This window comes from Kitasatospora sp. NPDC048662, from assembly GCF_055587065.1.
The window spans coordinates 1-17,636 of the sequence record NZ_JBVJHA010000020.1; the positions used below are offsets into that span (position 1 = coordinate 1).

The following is a 17,636-nucleotide window of genomic DNA, read 5'->3' on the forward strand; positions in this document are numbered from 1 at the left end:
CGACACCCTCCAACAACGGCCCGCCACCGAAGGCCTGAACGTCAACGACATCGGCCACGTGACCCTGCGCACCGCCGAACCACTCGCCCTCGACAACTACGCCGACAACCGCCGCACCGGCTCGTTCATCCTGATCGACCCGGCCGACGGCACCACCCTCACCGCCGGCATGGCGGGAACCGATCTTCGGGCCTAATGATGCTGATCCACTCCCACGAACGCTCCGAGACGGTAGATTCGAGCACACTCCGCACGGTGGGAGCGGGGCAGTGTCAGACGGCAGATCGGAAGTCCGGTCCATGAGTCAAGCGCACAACTACGCTCCACCGCCCGGCTCCAGTGAGCCGGGCCGGCTGCTGGCCGTGAGCGATCTGCACGTCGGGATCGCCGACAACCGGCCACTGGTCGAGTCGCTCCGGCCGACGTCCGAGCGGGACTGGCTGATCGTCGCGGGCGACGTGGCCGAGCAGGTACGGGACGTCGAGTGGGCGCTGCGGCTGCTCGCGGGCCGGTTCGCGCGGGTGGTGTGGACACCCGGCAACCACGAGCTGTGGAGCACCGCGAAGGACCCCGTGCAGTTGGGCGGGCGGGACCGCTACGAGCATCTGGTGGCGGTCTGCCGGGAACTCGGGGTGGCCACCCCGGAGGATCCCTTCCCGCACTTCCAGGGGCCGGACGGGCCGTACGCGGTCGCCCCGGTGTTCGCGCTGTACGACTACTCGTTCCGGATGCCGGGGACGGCGAGCAAACAGGAGTCGCTGGCCCGGGCCCGGGAGGCGGGCGTGGTGTGCACCGACGAGTACCTGCTGCGGCCGGACCCGTACGGATCGATCGAGGAGTGGTGCCGGCAGCGGGTGGCGCTCACCGAGCGGCGGCTCGCCGCGCACGATCCGGAGGTGCCCTTGGTGCTGGTCTCGCACTGGCCGCTGGTGCGGCAGCCGACCGAGCTGATGCGCTATCAGGAGTTCACCCAGTGGTGCGGTACCGAGCTGACCGCCGACTGGCACCGCCGTTTCCACGTGGCGGCGGTGGTCTACGGGCACCTGCACATACCGCGGACCACCTGGTACGACGGCGTGCGGTTCGAGGAGGTGTCGATCGGCTACCCCCGGGAGTGGGGCCGCCGCGGGCATCCGCTGGGGCTGCTGCGGCAGGTGCTGCCCGCGCCGGACGCCGGCGAGCGGCCGGGCGTCCGACGGGAGTTGCTCCGGCGCGGGACGGACGCGTGATAGCCGGGCTGCTGCCGGACGAGGTCCGGTGCGTGGTGCGGCGGGAGGACGGTTCGCCCAGCGAGCCGCTGTTCCCGGCGGAGGAGGCCCTGCTGGTACAGGCGGGGCCCAAGCGCCGGGCGGAGTTCACCACGGTGCGTGGCTGCGCCCGGCGGGCGCTGGCGGGGCTGGGGCTGCCTCCGGTCCCGGTCCTGCCCGGGCAACGGGGTGCGCCCCAGTGGCCCGCGGGAGTGGTGGGCAGTCTGACGCACTGCGAGGGCTTTCGGGCGGCGGCGGTGGCCCGGGCGGGCCGCATCCGGTCGCTGGGCATCGACGCCGAGCCGAATCTGCCGCTGCCGCCGGGCGTGCGCGAGGTCGTCCTGCGGCCGGCCGAGCTGCGGCTGCCGGACGGGCCGCAGGGCAGCGGCGGCGTCCACCTGGACCGGCTGGTGTTCAGTGCGAAGGAGAGCGTCTTCAAGGCCTGGTACCCGCTGACCGGGCTGGAGCTGGACTTCCTGGAGGCCGAGCTGAGGCTGAGCCCGGCGGCTCCGGGGAGCGCCGACGGATCCTTCGAGGCCAGGCTGCTGCGCAGCGCGCCGGGCTTGTCCGGAACCCTTCACGGGCGATGGTCGGTGCGCGACGGAATTGTGGCGACCGCGGTCGTGGTGAATACCGGTTGAAGAGTCGGGATTTCCCCGGGGAAATGTCGGTGAGTGCCCTCCCCGGCATTTTGATCAAGGAGCGGTGTTGATCATGGTCGGGACTCGGGAGCACTTCGGAAAGCCTTGACGCGATTGCATCGGGCCGACTATAAAAGGACCGTCTCTGCGGCTAATCTGCTTGTGTGGTACGTCGTTCCACCGCAGGAGGAGGGGACCGGTGTCGGACGGAATTCTCACTTCACCCGAGCTTCGGGATGTCAGTACAAATGGCTCGCCAATCTATACGCTTTTCGATGTGGAAACGGTGGACGAGCTTACTGCCGACCATATTCTGAGGCTCGCGGCGGGTGTTCTCGGCGCGGTCCGGATCAGAAACTTCGCACCATTGCAGGACTGCGCCGACGTGATGGCGAGTCTGGAGACGTGCGAGCTGGGCGCGTACGACGAGGCGCTGATCTACCCGCGGATCGCCAAGCTGGGCCCGGCCGCCTACGACTTCTACAGCGCGTACGGCCTGGACAAGACCTACTGGGAGCACGCCGAGCAGTCCCGGGCGACCCGGTCGACCCTGCTGCGCGGCGGTGACCCGATGGACGTGGCGGTGGAGCGGCTCCAGCGGGCCTGGGGCGGCGAGCTGATCCCGGCGACGTCCGGCGGGCGGCCGATGTTCTCCGGCATGATCCGGGAGATCACCAAGGGCGCGAAGATCCACTTCGATGAGATCGTCCGCGAATTCCCGGGCGCGATGGATGCCCCGCCGGCCAGCTTCCTGACCTTCAACTGGTACCTCTCGATGCCGAGTTCGGGCGGCGAGACGGTGGTGCACCGGCACCGCTGGCAGCCCTCCGACGAGCAGTACCGGGACGGCTACGGGTACGTCGACGCGTCGGTCGAGGGCCTGCCGTCGGTGACGGTCGCACCGGAGACGGGCGACGCGATCCTCTTCGACTCACGGAACTTCCACGCGGTGCTGCCGGTGGACGGGGAGGGGCGGCGGGTCAGCCTGTCCTTCTTCCTCGGCGTCACGGGGCGCGGCCCGCTCGCGCTCTGGTCCTGAACGGGGCTGGGTGCGGCCGGCGGCCGAACATCCGATTCTCGACATCCAGGGGGATGCCATGCGCCTCAGCGAGGAACAGGTCCACAACTACCGGGACCGCGGATATCTGACGGTGGAGTCGGTCTTCGACGAGCAGGAGGTGGCCGCCCTTCGGGAGGCCTTCCTGCGGGACTGCCAGGTCCCGGGCGAACAGCGCATCATGGAGGACAAGGGCGACGCGGTCCGCGCGATCTACAGCTCGCACGTGCGGCAGTCCGAGTTCGCCGCCCTGGTCCGCACGCCACGGCTGCTCGGACCGGTCAAGCAGCTGCTCGGCGAACAGGTCTACCTGTTCCAGCTCAAGGTCAACGCCAAGGGCCCGTTCACCGGCGACCTGTGGGCCTGGCACCAGGACTTCCTGGCCTGGAAGCTGGCGGACAACCTGCCCGCCCCCAGGCTGGTGAACGTCGGCATCTACCTGGACGAGGTCACCGAGTTCAACGGCCCGGTGATCTTCGTCCCCGGCTCCCATCAGGGCGGCCTGGTCGGGGACGGCCGCCGGCACGCCACCAAGTCGATCCAGCACCTCGACCCCGACGACATCAGCCTGACCCCCGCCCAGCTCGCCGAACTGGTCGAGGAACGCGGGATGGAAAGCCCCAAGGGCCCGGCCGGCACGGTGATCTTCTTCGACCCGCAGATCGTGCACGGGTCCGCACCGAACATGTCCCCGCTGCCGCGCAAGCTGCTGATCGCGACCTACAACCAGGTGGGCAACGAGCCCCGGCCGGTCGCCGAGCCCCGGCCGGACTACCTGATCTGCCGTGACAACCGGCCGCTGCAGGCCACCGACGAACCGTTGGTTCCCACGACGTGAGGAGTGACCAGGTGACCGATCGTGCCACCGAGGCGAGGACCGGCAAGGCCGTCGTGCTGGAGCGGTTCGGCGAGCCGCTGGTGCTGCGGGAGTTCCCCGTACCGCCCGCGCCGCCCCAGGGGATGGTCGTGGCCAGTCGCTACGGCGGGATCTGTGGCACCGATCTGCACCTGCAGCAGGGCCATCTGCCCATCCCGACCCCGCTGGTGCTCGGGCACGAGGGCCTCGGCACCGTGGAGGAGCTCGGCGAGGGAGCCGGACCGGACGCCAACGGCGAACAGCTGGCCGTCGGCGACCAGGTGATGTGGGCCTCCTCGATCGCCTGCGGGGAGTGTCCGCCCTGCCGGACCCACCGCGAGCCGACCCTGTGCGAGAACCGGCGGACCTACGGGGTCAACCGGCCGGTCACCGAGGAACCGGCGCTCTCCGGCTCCTGGGCCGAGCGGATCGTGCTGCGCCCGCGCACCACCGTGGTGAAGGTGCCGGAGGGCGTGGACCCGCTGGCCGCGATGTCGCTGGCCTGCGCCGGACCGACCATGGTGCACGCGCTGTACGAGCGCCGGCCGGTACGGCTCGGCGAGGTGGTCGTGGTCCAGGGCAGCGGGCCGGTCGGCCTGGCCGCCGCGGCCCTGGCGCAGCTGTCCGGTGCGGCGAAGGTGATCCTGGTCGGCGGCCCCGCCGAGCGGCTGGAGCGGGCCGCCAAGGCCGGGATCGGCGACCACCACGTCAATCTGGTGGAGGCCGAGGACCGGTCCGCGGCGCTGGCGCAGGTCCTGGAACTGACCGGCGGACGCGGGGCCGATCTGGTGATCGAGTGCACCGGCGTCCCCGAGGCGGTGGACCAGGGTCTGCGGCTGTGCCGGCGCGGTGGCTCGTACCTGATCGTCGGTCAGTACACCGACAGCGGCGACACGCTGATCAACCCGCACCAGATCGTCTACCGGCAGCTCGACGTGGTCGGCTCCTGGGCCTTCGGCGGAGCGCATCTGGTCGAATACGTACGGCTACTGCCGGCACTGGTCGGGCGCTTCGACCTGGGCAGTCTGGTGACGCCCTTCCCGCTCGCCGAGCACGCGGCGGCGACGGCTGCCGTGGCCCGCGGCGCGGTCTTGAAGGCAGTCCTGCTGGGCTAGGGTGGCGCATGTCAACTTGCTTGCCGGGCAGGGCATTTCGCTGATCTGCCCGGCGGTCCGGCCGGGTGTGCACAGGGAGCGTGCGTGAAGATCAGTTGGGACCAGGCGCTGGCCTGGCGGTTGCGCCGGCAGTACGTCGACCCGCCCCAGGGCGCGGACGCCGTACAGGTCGTCAGCCGGCTGTGCGGCGTCCAGGCCCAGGTCGGCTCGTCCGCCGAACTGGCGGTCGCACTGCGGCGGCGCACCGACGACCCCGGCGCGGTGGCCGAGGCCCTCGCCGAGCGACGGCTCATGAAGACCTGGGCGATGCGCGGCACCCTGCACCTGCTGGAGCCCGCCGAGGCCGGGGACTACCTGTCGCTGATCGCCTCCGCCCGGACCTGGGAGAAGCCCGCCTGGCAGCGCGAGTTCGGAGCCACCCCGGAGCAGATCGCGGCCCTGGTCGAGAGCGTGTCCAAGGTGCTCGACGGCGAGTCACTCACCCGCGAGGAACTGGCCGTCGAACTGCTGAAGGACCGCCGGTTCGCCGGCATGGAGAAGCAGCTCAAGTCCGGCTGGGGCGCGCTGCTCAAGCCGCTGGCCTGGCAGGGCGCGCTCTGCTACGGCCTCGGGCAGAGCAACAAGGTGACCTTCACCCGCCCCGACGGCTTCCCCGGCTGGCGCGGCCTGCCCCACCCCGACGAGGCCGGCCCCCGGGCGATCACCGCCTACCTGGGCGCGTACGGGCCGTCCACCCCCGAGCTCTTCGACGCCTGGCTGTCCCGCAACAGCCTGCGCAAGACCGCGCTGCGCCGCTGGTTCGACCAGCTCGGCGACCGGCTGACCCAGGTCGACGTCGAGGGCCGGGCGGCGTACGTCCTCACCGAGCACGCCGAGGAACTCGCGCGGACCGAACCGAGCCGTTCGGTGCGGCTGCTCGGCGCCTTCGACCAGTACGTGCTCGGCCCCGGCACCAAGTCCGTCGAACTCCTCCCGGCCGAGCACCGGGCCAAGGTCAGCAAGGCCGCCGGATGGATCGCACCGATCCTGGTCGTCGGCGGGCGGATCACCGGAGTCTGGGAATTGACCGACCGTCGGATCGACGTGACGCTGTTCCCCGGCGTCGCACGGCCGGCGCAGAAAGAACTCGAGGCGGAAGCGGCGAACGTCGCCCGGGCCAGCGGCCTGAGCCGCCTCGACATCCACCTGTCCTGACGCCGCCCGCCTCCGGTCGGTCGGCACACTCACGAAAGGGCGCAGCACACCATGGAGACCAAGACCAAGTCCGTCCTGTTCAGGAACCGCGATTTCGCCTTAGTGTGGTCGGGCGAGACAGTGAGCCTGCTCGGCAGCGAGATCAGCGTCATCGCGCTGCCCTCGATGGCCGTCCTCGTCTTCGACGAGGGGACGCTCGGCGTGGGCCTGCTGATGGCGCTGCAGTGGATACCCTTCGTTCTGCTCGCCCCGCTGATGGGCGTGTTCACCGACCGGATGCGCCGCAAGCCACTGATGCACGTGGCGAACATCGGCCGCTTCGTCGTCCTCGGCTCGCTGCCGCTGCTCGCCGTGCTCGGCCACCTGACCCTGGCCCAGCTGTACGTCGCCGCCGTGGTCAAGGGCGTCTTCGACGTGGTGTACCAACTCGCCTACCAGGCCTACCTGCCGCAGCTGCTGCAGCGGGAGGACCTGATGGACGCGAACGCCAAGACCCAGCTCAGCCGCTCGCTGGCGATCGTGTTCGGCCGCTCCGCCGGCGGCGGCCTGGTCGGCCTGATCGGCGCGGCCAAGGCGGTCACCGCCGACGCCTTCTCCTACCTCGTCTCCAGCCTGGCGCTGCTGCTGATCCGCCACGAGGAACCGGCCCCCGCGCCGGCCCAGCGCGGGCTGGCCGCCACCCTCGCCGACCTGCGCGGCGGCGTCCAGCTGACCTTCGGCAACCGGCTGCTGCGCAACCTCACCCTGATGGCCACCTTCGGCAACACCGCGGTGTCCATGACGCTGGCCATGGTCATCGCGTACGCCTACAACGACCTGGGCTTCAGCGCCGGGCAGGTCGGTCTGGCCCTGGCCGCCGGCGGCGTCGCCGTGGTCGCCGGCGCGCTCCTGTCGCGCCGGATCACCGCCAAGGTCGGGGTCGGCAAGGTACTGATCTACACCCACCTCGGGCTCGGCGTGGCGTTCCTCGTCCTGCCGCTCGCCCAGCACAGCACCAAGCCGGTCGCCTTCGCCGTGGTGGCGCTCTCGCAGTGCATCGCCGCGTTCACCACGCCGATCGGCAACGTCGGGATCATGACGCTCATCCAGAAGGCCACCCCGCCCCAGGCGATGGGCCGGGTCGGTGGCGTCGCACTGCCCTTCGTCTGGGGCGCCAACGCGCTCGGCCCGCTGGCCGGAGCCGCCATCGCCGCAGCGCTCAGCACCGTCTCCACCTTCTACGTGGCGACCGCGCTGGCCTGGACCGCCACCATCTGGATCGTGCTCGGCTCGGTCCACGAGCTCACCGACGAGGTGCCCGAAAGGCTGCGGGTAGCCGTCTGACCACCTGACACCACCGGACCACAGAAAGGGCTGCCGTGCAGGAGCCGGGATTGACCGACAGCATTGCCGAGAAGCGCCGACTGCTCGCCGCACGACTGGCCGATCCCGGCCGGAGCCCCGAACACCGCACCGGTCCGGTCTCCTTCGCCCAGCGACGGCTCTGGATCCTCGACCGGCTGGTCCCGGGCAGCAGCGCGTACAACGTCCCCATCGTGCTGCGCACCCCGACCGCGCCCGACCCGGAGGCACTGGGCCGGGCGCTGGCCGAGGTGATCCGCCGCCACGAGGTGCTGCGCACGGTCTTCAGCAGCCGGGACGGCGCGCCGGTCCAACGGGTCCGGCCGCCGTTCCGGCCCACGGTCGAGACCAGGGACGTCAGCGCGGCCGAGGATCCGGCGGCCGCCGCCGACCAGCTGGTCCGGGATTCGGTCCGGCAGCCCTTCGACCTGGCGGAGGGGCCGCTGCTGCGGGTCCTGGTCGTCACCGTCGGCCCGCAGGAACACCTGATAGCCCTGACCGTCCATCACATCGTCTGTGACGGATGGTCGATCATCACCCTCTTCCGGGAGCTGGACGCCCTCTACGAGCAGGTCCGCGGCGGCGCCGAGGCCGGGCTGCCGGAGGTCGAGCAGCAGTACATCGACTTCGCGCTCTGGCAGCGGGCCAGGCTCTCCGGCGACCGCGTGGAGGCACTCAACGCCTACTGGCGGGAGCGGCTGGAGGGCGCGCCCGGCCTGCTCCAACTGCCGCTGGACGCGGCCCGCCCGGTGCACCACCGGGCCAACGGCGGGGTCCACGAGTTCCGCTTCCGGCAGGGCCTGCGGGAGAAGATCCTCGCCCTCGCCGCACAGGAACGCAGCACCCCGTTCGCCGTGGTGCTGTCCTGCTTCTCGGCCCTGCTGCAGCGCTTCAGCGGACAGGACGACATCGTGGTCGGCGTCCCGGCCGCCGGGCAGACCCACGGCGCGCTGCAGGGAATGATCGGCTTCTTCGTCAACACCCTGGTGATGCGCACCGACCTGCGCGGCACACCGGGACTGCGCGAGGCGGTGGCCAGGACGCGGGACGTCGCGCTCGGCGCGTTCGCCCACCAGGACATGCCGTTCGAGAAGCTGGTGGTGGAACTCCAGCCCGACCGCAACCCCACCGTCACCCCGATCTTCCAGGTGCTGTTCAACTTCCAGACCGCCTCGGACGAACGGGTGCGGCTGCCGCACCTGGACGCCGACCTGGTGCCGTTCGACACCGGAATCGTCCGGTTCGACCTGGAATTCAACGTCTTCGTCGGCGAGAACGAGATGGGCGGCACCTGGCTGTACAACCGGGACCTCTTCCCGGCGGCGGCCGTGGCCCGGATGGCCGACCTGCTGGAGCGGCTGCTCGCCGCGGCGGTCGAGGCCCCCGACACCCCGCTCGCCGCACTCGACCTGTTCGGGCCGGACGACCTGGCCGAACTCGGCCGGATCGGCGGATCGGCGACCCCCGGGCAGCCGCTGCCCGCCGCCGGACAGTGGCCCGACGTCAAGGTCGGCGACCGCACCGGCCCGGCCGAGCAGCTGTGCCCCGGCTGGAACGCCACCGACCCCACCACGGCCCGCGCCGCCGACCGCCGCCGGCGCACCTTCGACCTGCCGCCCGGCGCGAACGTGCTGTTCGCCGCCCGGGCCGGCGCCGTCGCGCCCGACGAACTGCGCTGGGCACTGGACAGCGGCGCCCGGCCGGTCCTGGCCGGCCCGGAGGAGGACCTCGCGGACCGCGTCCTGCGCACCCTCGCCGAAGGGGACATCGACACGCTCTGCATCGCCCCGGCGCTGCTTGCCCGGGTGGTCCGGGCCGTGGAGCGCGGGGAGAGCTCCCCGAAGCCCCGCCGGATCATCGTCGGCGACGAACCGCTCGGCCTCGACCTGGAGCGCCGCTGCCTGCGCGCCCTCCCCGAGGCGGAGCTGTGGACCGTCCACCGCGCCACCGGAATCGGCGACCTGGCCGTCCGGCGCTGCCACGGCGACGTCCCGCCCGGCCACCAGGTGGCCGGCACCGTCCTGCCCGGGCTGGCCGTCCGGATCCGCGACGAGGCCGGACGGCTGGTCCCGGTCGGCGCGCCCGGCCGCATCCACGCGGGCGACGAGGCCGACCAGGGCGACGGGCAGCCCACCGAGGAACTCGGCAGGTTCCGCGAGGACGGCGCACTGGAGATCCTCGGCACCGCCCGCGACCAACTGCACGTCCGACAGGTCCGGGTGGTGCGCGGCGAGATCGAGGAGACCCTGGTCGCCCACCGGGCGATCGGCGACGCCCGGATCGTCGCCGCCCCCGACGCGCACGGCACCACCCTGATCACCGCCTACCTGACCCCCGCCGACGGCGCGGCCACCGGCGGCGAGTGGGCCGACCACGGGAAGCTGCGCGACGCCGTACGGGCCCACGCCCAGCGCGTCCTGCCCGGCGTCCTGGTACCGCACCGCTACGCGCTGCTCCCCGAACTGCCGCTGACCGCGCGCGGCGCGGCCGACCTGGCGGCGCTCGGCGCGATCGACCCGGGCGAGCAGCGCGGGACCGAGCGGGTCGCGCCGCGCACCGAGCTGGAACGTCTGCTGGCCGAGATCTGGTGCGCGGTGCTGGGCGTCGACGAGGTCGGCGTGCACGACAACTTCTTCCTGCTCGGCGGCCACTCGCTGCTCGCGATCCAGCTGATGACCAGGATCCGCCGGGCCACCCGGGTCGACCTGCCGGTGAGCGTGCTCTTCCGCTACCGCACGGTGGCCGACCTGGCCGCCCGGGTGGAGACCGTCTCGGCCGGCGGTGACGCGGGCGACGCCAACCTGGTGCGGATGCAGTCCGGCACCTCGCCGGTTCCCGTGGTGGCCGTGCACCCGGCCGGTGGCGGGGTGTTCTGCTACGGGCCGCTGGCCGCCGCACTGCCGAGCCGCACCGTCTACGCCTTCGAGGGCCGGCACCCCGGGGCGACCCTGACCGCGCTGGCCGAGCGCTACCTCGACCAGCTGCCCGCGGAGGTCGCCGAGGCGCCCTTCGTGCTGGCCGGCTGGTCCTTCGGCGGCGTGGTGGCGCTCGAAATGGCCCGGATCCACGCCGAACGCGGCGGCCCGCTGACCCCGGTGACGATGGTCGACTCCTTCCTCTTCGAGGTGGACGTCAACGCGCCGGACGCCGAGGAGCGCATCCTGGCCGGCTTCCTGGAGGGCCTGCGGGCCGACTTCGACCTGGACCTGCCGCCGGTGGCGACGGCGGGGCTCAGCCCGCGCCGGATCTTCGCCGACCTGCTGGAGCAGCTAGGCGCCGAGGCGCCCGAGGTACTGGACCTGGAAGAGCTGATGCGGCAGTACGCGGTGTACCGCTCGCACATCCTCAACCTCGCCGAGTACCGGCCGGCCACCCCCTACCCGGGAGCCGTCCACCTGATCAAGGCCACGCGTTCGCCCGAGACGGTGGACAGCTGGCACCGGCACCTGCCGGACCTGACGGTCGGCCGGGTCGAGGGCGACCACTACAGCGTCATGCGCAACCCCGGGCTGGCCGCAGTGGTGGCGCAGTTCGACCGGGCCCCGCAGCGGGCCGCCGAGCAGGGGAGGGGACAGCAGTGGTGAGCAAGCCGAGCGGAGCCGGCACGGTGGTCGGCCTGATGGCTGAAGCGGCGGCCGCACACCCGGCCGTCCCCGCGGTGCTGGACGGCGAACAGGTCCTGACCTACCGGGAGTTCTGGCAGGCCACCGAGCAGGTGGCGCGGCGGCTGCTGGCCCTGGGGGTGCGCACCGGGGACACGGTGGCACTCGCCGCCGAGCGCTCGGCGGGCCTGCTGGTCGGGCTGGTCGGCGTCCTGCGGGCCGGCGCGGTGGTGCTGCCGCTGGACATCACCTACCCGCGCGCCCGGCTGCTGATGATGCTCGAGGACAGCGGAGCCGAGGTGGTGGTCGGCCAGGAGCACACGGTGGGGGAGTTCACCGGTGACGGCCGCCGGGCCTGCCTGCTGAGCGAGGCGCTCGCCGCCCCGCTCGACCCGGCCGCCCCGGCGCTGCCCGAGCCCGACCCCGCCGACGGCTGCTACCTGCTCTACACCTCCGGCTCCACCGGCGGCCCCAAGGCCGTGCTGATGCCGCACTCCTCGATCGCCGGGCTGGTCCGCTGGCAGGCGGCGACCTCGCAGGTCGGCCCCGGCAGCCGCACCCTGCAGTACGGCGCGATCTCCTTCGACGTCGCGCTGCAGGAGATCTTCTCCACCTTCGCCACCGCCGGCACCCTGGTCTGCGTGGACGACGACACCCGGCGCAACCCGCTGCTCACCTGGGAGCTGCTGATCCGCACCCGGGTCGAGCGGATCTTCCTGCCGTACGTCGGCCTCCAGGCGCTGGTGATGGTCGCCGACGCGGTGGACGCCGAGTCCGCCGCCCTGCGCGAACTCATCCCCGGCGGCGAGCAGCTCCAGGTCACCCGCGCCCTGCGTGAACTGATGGCCCGGATGCCGCAGTGCCGGATCAGCAACCACTACGGGCCGGTCGAGACCCACGCCGTCACCTGGCACCCGCTGGAGCAGGACCCCGCCCGCTGGCTCGCCCTTCCGCCGATCGGCACGGCCATCCCCGGCAACCGGGTGTTCGTGCTGGACGAGAACACCCGCGAGGTGCCCGTCGGCCAGGTCGGCGAACTGTACGTGGCCGGCGACCAGGTGAGCTACGGCTACTGGGGGCGGCCCGCGCTGACCGCGGAACGCTTCCTGCCGGCACCCGACGGCGACGGCGGCCGGATGTACCGCACCGGGGACCTGGCCCGCCGCCGCCCGGACGGCGCACTGGACTTCCTCGGGCGGGCCGACGACCAGGTCAAGATCCGCGGCTTCCGGGTGGAACTGGCCGAGGTGGAGGCCGCGGTCAGCGACCACCCGGAGGTGGCCGCCTGCGGCGCCACGGTGGCCGGCGAGGAGGGCATCGACCGGATCCTGGTGGCCTTCGTGCTCGCCAGGACCGGGGATCTGGACCCCGACGCGGTGCGCGAGGACCTGCGCGGCCGACTGCCCGGGCACCTGGTGCCCGAGACGGTCCGCGTCGTCGACACCCTGCCCCAGCTGCCGAGCGGCAAGCTCGACCGCCGGGGCCTGCAGCTGATGGCGGAGCGGCAGATCAGGGTGTGACGGTGCGGCAGATCAGGGCGTGACGGTCATCCGGTGCGCCATCAGCCGCTCGTAGTACGGCAGATGGAAGTCGAGGTAGTCGGCCAGCAGCGGGTGGTTCTCCGGCGTACTGGAGTACGCGGCGGCCACCCGCTGGAAGCCACTGGTCTCACTGGCCGAGCGGTGCCAGCGCTCGGTGCGCCGCCACTCCTCGCGCATCCCCGGCCGCCAGGACAGCGCCTGCTCCAGGAACGGGATGCCGACCCGGGCGCAGTACTCCTCGACGGTCCGCTCCGGCAGGGCCAGCAGGTCGTCGGAGTCCACCACCACCGGCTGCCGGCCGGCGGCCACGGCCGCGTCGAAGATCTCGGCGAGCAGGGCGAAACCGATCTCGTCCCGGCTCAGCTCCGGGTTGAGCGCGAAGTGCGAGGCGATCGCCTCGCGCGGGTGGCGGAGAATGAAGGAGTGCGACACCTCGGCCAGGAAGGCCTGGTCGGCGAGCAGCCCCGGGTAGCGGAAGTCCGTGGTGTCCTTGAAGAACACCGGCTGCTCCAGGGACAGTTCGCGCAGCAGAGCGATCAGCTCGGCCTCGCTGCCCACCCGCCGCCCGGCCACCTCGGCCGCGCCGAAGTCGGCCACGTGGGAGAACGGCTCGTGCACCACCAGGAAGTCGCCCCGCTCGGCCATCATCCGCATGAACGCGGTCGATCGGCAGCGCGGCGCACTCCACAGTGCGATCAGACGTGGGCCGTTGTGCTCGGTCACCGGGAACTCCCGTCGTCGGTCGGGGACGGCCGGCCGGCCAGTTCGGACAGCCGGGAATCGGGCGCGGCGGTGAGCCGTGCCAGCAGGGCGGTCAGCTCGTCGATCCACCGCAGGCCGGTCTCCGGCTTCCACAGGGCGGTGTCGATCTCGAGCATCGTCATCAGGTCGCTCTCGCGGACCATGCCGTGGAACGACAGGTCGTAGCGGGCGGTGCCGTGCGAGAGGAGCTCGTAGCGGACCTCGCAGCCCGGCAGCTCCACCGGCATCCAGCCGGCCAGCTGGAGCTCGCAGGTCACCTGGTAGACCGGGTGCCGGTCGCTCTGCCGGTCCGGCCGGACCGCCTCCAGGATCTCGGAGAACGGCAGCCGCTGGTGGTCGTAGCACTCCAGCAGGCGCGCCCCGACCCGGTCGAGCAGCTCGGCGGCGGTCGGATCGCCCGAGCAGTCCACCCGGACCGGCAGCACGTTGAGGAAACAGCCCATCAGGTGCTCGCTGCCGCGCCGGGACCGGTTCTCGGTCGGCACGCCGACCACGAAGTCCGACTGGCCGCTCAACCGGTGCAGCAGCGCCACCACGGCGGTGAGGAAGACCGTGTACGCCGTCGTCCGGCGCTCCGCGGCCAGGGCGATCACCGCGTCGGCGAGCTCCCGGGGAGCGGGCCGGCCCAGGAACTCGCCCTGGTACGCGGGCCGCTCCGGGCGCGCCCGGTCGGTGGGCAGCTCCAGCCGGGGCGCGCCGGCCAGCGTGGCGGACCAGAACCGGCGCAGCCGCTCGCCCTCCCGGCCGGACAGCAACTCCTGCTCGGCCGCCGCGAGTTCGGCGAAGCCGAGGCCGAGCTCGGGCAGCCGGGCCGGCCGCGCACCGGTCCGCTCCAGGTAGTACTCGGACAGCTCGCGCATGAACAGCGTCATCGACACCTCGTCGGTGACCAGGTGGTGGAACAGCAGGTGCAGCACGTGCTCCCGCTCGCCGAACCTGACCAGCCGGGCCCGCAGCAGCGGGCCGGTGGCGATGTCGAAGCCGCCGTACGCGGTCTCCTCCTCCAGCGCCCGGCCGCGCTCGCGCCGCTCCCCGGCGGGCAGCGCCGCCAGATCGGTCAGCGGCACCTCGAACCCGGTGAACGGGACGATGCGCTGCATCGGCACGCCGTCCACCTCCACGAACACCCCGCGCAGCCCGGGCTGCCGGGCGACCACGTCGGCCACCGCGGCGCGCAGCGCCCCGCCGTCCAGCGGGCCGTCGATCCGCAGCAGCACCGGGATGGTGTGGGTCAGCCGGCCCGGGTTCAGCTGCTCGGCCAGCCACAGCTGGCGCTGCCCGGACAGCAGCGGCACCAGCTGCTCGGTCGGCTCCCGCTCGGCGGCCGGGCCGTCGGGCTGCTCCCCGGGGTCGGATTGTTCCGCGAAGTCGGACTGTTCCCCGGGGTCGAGCTCGCCGACCAGGCGCAGCAGTTCGTCCAGTTCCGGGTTGCGGCGGCGCAGCTCCTCGGTGAGCAGACCGGGGGTGGGGTTCTCGAACAGCATCCGGACGGTCATCTCCCGGCCGAGGCTGTCGCGCAGGTTCTCGACCAGGCGGGCGGCGAGCATCGAGTGCCCGCCGAGGACGAAGAAGTCGTCGTCGGGGCCCACCGCGGGGACGTCCATGGTCTCCGTCCACAGCTCGCAGACCAGGGCGAGCAGGGCGTCCCCGGCGCCGCCGGCGGCGGGGGAGGGCTGGGGCGATCCGCTGAGGAACTCCACGCCGCCGGTCAGCTCGATCTCCCCGGACGGCGCGAGGCGGCCGGTCAGTCCGGTCGGCACGGCGTGCCCGTCGCGGACCAGGTGCAGCGGTGCGGGGGTGCGCGGGGAGAGCCCCGCCGCCGGGAGCAGCCGGCCGGGGCCGGCCACCCGGAGGGTCGGCCAGCGCTCGGGCAGCCCGGTGAAGTCGGCCACCAGCAGGGCGCCGGCGCCGTCCGGGCGGATCAGTCGCAGCGCGCGCCGGCCGGGCCGCTCGCGGAGCCGGGCCAGGTCGGCGGCGGGGACCGGGCCGTCCACCACCAGGTCCCCCGGCCCGCTCTCGCGGGCGAGGCGGCCGAACTCCGCGGCGGACAGCACCGGTTCGGGATCGGCCCCGATGACGGCCGGGGGCTCGGCGGCGGCCCGGTCGGCCAGGGCGAGCCCGGTGAGCGGCCGGGCGGGGTCGGCCAACCAGTCGGTGAGCAGCTGCTCGAAGTCGGCCATCAGGTCGGCGATGCCCTGCTCGGTGTAGAGCGCGCTGTCGTACTCCACCCAGGCCGTGGCCTCCGTGTCGGTGGCGGCGAACTCGACGATGGTGTCGAAGCGGCCGCGACCGCGCTCCACCTCCCACTCGGTGACCGGCAGCCCGGCGAAGCGGGTGGTCCCGATCGCGTCGAGCCGGGGGACGAACAGGTGCTGGATCAGGGGAGTGCGGCTGGGATCGCGCTCGGGCCGGGTCAGTTCGAGGATCCGGCCGAAGGCCAGCCGGCTGTGCTCGACCGCGCCCGCCACCACCCGGCCGCAGCGTGCGGTCAGGTCGGCGAAGTCCGGCTCCCCGGTGAGGTCCAGGCGCAGCGGCACGGTGTTGGAGAACTGGCCGACCAGTCGCTCCACGCCCGGTGCGGTGCGGTTGGCGGCCAGCACACCCAGGACGAAGTCGGCGGCGCCGGTGGAGCGGTGGACCAGCGCGGTGAAGGCGGCCAGCGCCGCCGTGTAGGGCGTGGCGCGGTGCGCGCGGGCGAAGGCGAGCAGCCGAGGGCCCAGCGCGGGGTCGAACCGGAACTCCGTCCGGCGGCCCGCCAGGCCCTTGACCGGCGGCCGCGGCCGGTCCGTCCGCAGGTCCAGCGCGGCCGGCACACCGGCCAGCGCGTTCTGCCAGAACGGCCCGTCGGTGCGTTCCGCGACCGGCAGCAGCACCTCGCGCTCCCAGCGGGCGAAGTCCGGGTACTGGAGCGCCGGAGGGGCCACCGGCCCGGGCTGCCCGGCCAGCTGTGCGGCGTAGTCGCGGCTCAGCTCGTCCACCATGACGCGGACGGAGGTGGCGTCGGCGACCAAATGGTGCACGGCGAGCACCAGCACGTGGTCGTCCCCGGCCAGCCGGACCGCCAGGACGCGCAGCAGCGGGCCGGTCGACGGATCGGTCTCGGCCTCCGCGAACTCCCGGGCCGCCGCCGCTGCCGCCTGCTCGGGGCCGGGCCGGCCGGTGAGCTCCAGCCACGTCACCGGGGGGTGCGCGGGGGCGTCGTGCACGTGCAGGAACGCCTCGCCGCTCTCCGTGGAAATGGTGCTGCGAAGAATTTCGTGCCGCTCGACCAGCGCCGCCACCGCGTGCTCCAGAACGGGCCGGAGGATCGGCCCGCGGATCCGCAGTGCGGCGCATTCGCTCTGCGATCCGCCGAACGCCCCGGAATTCAGGAAGTGCTGTTGAATCGGAGCCAACGGCACACTGAACTGCGCCCCCTGCATCGAACCCCCTGAGCATACGGCGGAAGGGCCAGCGGCCACTCGAAGTGCGGTGCGAAGCCGCAGCCTAGCAGCCACAACTGACGTACTGCTAGCTGATGTTGAGTCGAATCGCTACCATCGTGGGCATGCCGATTCCGAAGTGGTTCCTGCGGGCGCCCGCGCCCGACGCCGAATTCCGGCTGTTCCTCTTCCCCTATTCGGGGTGCGGTGCCTCGATGTTCCTGAAATGGCCGGAGCGGATCGGTGGGGTCGAACTCCTCCCGCTCCAGCTGCCCGGCCGGGAGAACCGGATGCGCGAGCCGCATTTCGGTACCTACGAAAACCTCGCGGTCGATCTGGTGGACGGGATCTCCGACTACCTGGACCGGCCGTACGGGGTGTTCGGGCACTGCGGCGGCGCGCTGCCCGCCTTCGAGAGCGTGCTGCGGGTGCAGGAACTGGGCCTGCGCCCACCGGCCCGGTGCTTCCTCTCCTCCCAGGTCGCCCCGCAGGACGGACCGTACGGGCGGTTCCTCGGGCTGTCCGAGGAGGAGCTGCGCGACGAACTGCGCGGGCTGTTCGGTGCGCTGGGCTCGGCGAACCCGCCGGCCGACCTGGTCGACCTCTTCATGGAGGTGATGACCGCCGACGTGGAGGCCAACCGGCGCTACCGCAAGCCGGCCGCCGGCCGGGCCCCCTGCCCGCTCACCGCGATCGGCTGGGACGCCGACGTGGAGGTGCCGTACCGGCTGATGGACGGCTGGGCGAAGTGGGCGCCGACCGAGGACGTCCTCCTGCCGGGCACCCACTACACCTTCCTCGACCCGCCGGCCGCCCTGCTGGAGCGGCTGCACGCCGACCTGACGGCCGGCTGAGCGC

The 17,636-nt window shown here is 72.7% G+C and carries 13 protein-coding genes; 11 read left to right on the plus strand and 2 right to left on the minus strand.

What is annotated here, in order from left to right; genetic code table 11:
* From ACZ6R9_RS32315 to ACZ6R9_RS32360, 10 genes are all read left to right on the plus strand, one after another.
* Positions 1–196: elongation factor 1-alpha C-terminal domain-related protein (locus tag ACZ6R9_RS32315; protein WP_465542230.1), on the plus strand; the 196-nt coding region annotated here is incomplete at its 5' end.
* A gap of 103 nt (positions 197–299) precedes the next feature.
* A complete protein-coding gene (locus tag ACZ6R9_RS32320) occupies positions 300–1,229 on the plus strand; it encodes a metallophosphoesterase family protein (RefSeq protein ID WP_465542232.1) in 930 nt (309 codons plus the stop codon).
* The gene (locus ACZ6R9_RS32325) at positions 1,226–1,888 is read left to right on the plus strand and encodes a 4'-phosphopantetheinyl transferase family protein (protein WP_465542234.1); all 663 of its coding nucleotides are present in this window, start codon (positions 1,226–1,228) and stop codon (positions 1,886–1,888) included. Before ACZ6R9_RS32320 ends, ACZ6R9_RS32325 begins: the two co-directional genes overlap by 4 nt.
* Positions 1,889–2,174: 286 nt before the next feature.
* On the plus strand, positions 2,175–2,927 hold the full coding sequence (locus ACZ6R9_RS32330) for a 2OG-Fe(II)-dependent halogenase WelO5 family protein (RefSeq protein WP_465542236.1): 753 nt from the start codon (positions 2,175–2,177) through the stop codon (positions 2,925–2,927).
* Positions 2,928–2,985: 58 nt separating this feature from the next.
* Entirely contained in the window at positions 2,986–3,783 is a 798-nt protein-coding gene (locus ACZ6R9_RS32335; RefSeq protein WP_465542238.1) for a phytanoyl-CoA dioxygenase family protein, read from the plus strand.
* Between the two features lie 11 nt (positions 3,784–3,794).
* A complete protein-coding gene (locus tag ACZ6R9_RS32340; protein WP_380479042.1) occupies positions 3,795–4,916 on the plus strand; it encodes a zinc-binding dehydrogenase in 1,122 nt (373 codons plus the stop codon).
* A gap of 84 nt (positions 4,917–5,000) precedes the next feature.
* Positions 5,001–6,110, plus strand: coding sequence for a winged helix DNA-binding domain-containing protein (locus ACZ6R9_RS32345; RefSeq protein WP_380479040.1), 1,110 nt, complete (start codon positions 5,001–5,003; stop codon positions 6,108–6,110).
* A gap of 51 nt (positions 6,111–6,161) precedes the next feature.
* Positions 6,162–7,433 carry an MFS transporter gene (locus ACZ6R9_RS32350; protein ID WP_380479039.1) on the plus strand — a complete coding sequence of 424 codons (1,272 nt, stop codon included), beginning with the start codon at positions 6,162–6,164 and terminating at the stop codon, positions 7,431–7,433.
* A 50-nt stretch (positions 7,434–7,483) separates the two neighbouring features.
* Positions 7,484–11,035, plus strand: coding sequence for a condensation domain-containing protein (locus ACZ6R9_RS32355; RefSeq protein ID WP_465542241.1), 3,552 nt, complete (start codon positions 7,484–7,486; stop codon positions 11,033–11,035).
* Positions 11,032–12,573: an amino acid adenylation domain-containing protein gene (locus ACZ6R9_RS32360; RefSeq protein WP_380479035.1), complete on the plus strand. Its 1,542-nt coding sequence runs from the start codon at positions 11,032–11,034 to the stop codon at positions 12,571–12,573. The genes ACZ6R9_RS32355 and ACZ6R9_RS32360 overlap by 4 nt, the downstream gene beginning before the upstream one ends.
* Positions 12,574–12,585: 12 nt before the next feature.
* Here the strand turns inward: ACZ6R9_RS32360 and ACZ6R9_RS32365 are convergent, their stop codons facing one another.
* Positions 12,586–13,317, minus strand: a complete 732-nt coding sequence (locus ACZ6R9_RS32365; RefSeq protein WP_380479033.1) for a sulfotransferase-like domain-containing protein — start codon at positions 13,315–13,317, stop codon at positions 12,586–12,588.
* Positions 13,314–16,751, minus strand: coding sequence for a condensation domain-containing protein (locus ACZ6R9_RS32370; protein ID WP_465542243.1), 3,438 nt, complete (start codon positions 16,749–16,751; stop codon positions 13,314–13,316). The genes ACZ6R9_RS32365 and ACZ6R9_RS32370 overlap by 4 nt, the downstream gene beginning before the upstream one ends.
* A 152-nt stretch (positions 16,752–16,903) precedes the next feature.
* On the opposite strand from ACZ6R9_RS32370, the gene ACZ6R9_RS32375 reads away from it, so the two are divergent.
* Positions 16,904–17,632 carry a thioesterase II family protein gene (locus tag ACZ6R9_RS32375; protein ID WP_380479029.1) on the plus strand — a complete coding sequence of 243 codons (729 nt, stop codon included), beginning with the start codon at positions 16,904–16,906 and terminating at the stop codon, positions 17,630–17,632.
* Positions 17,633–17,636 lie beyond the last annotated feature (4 nt).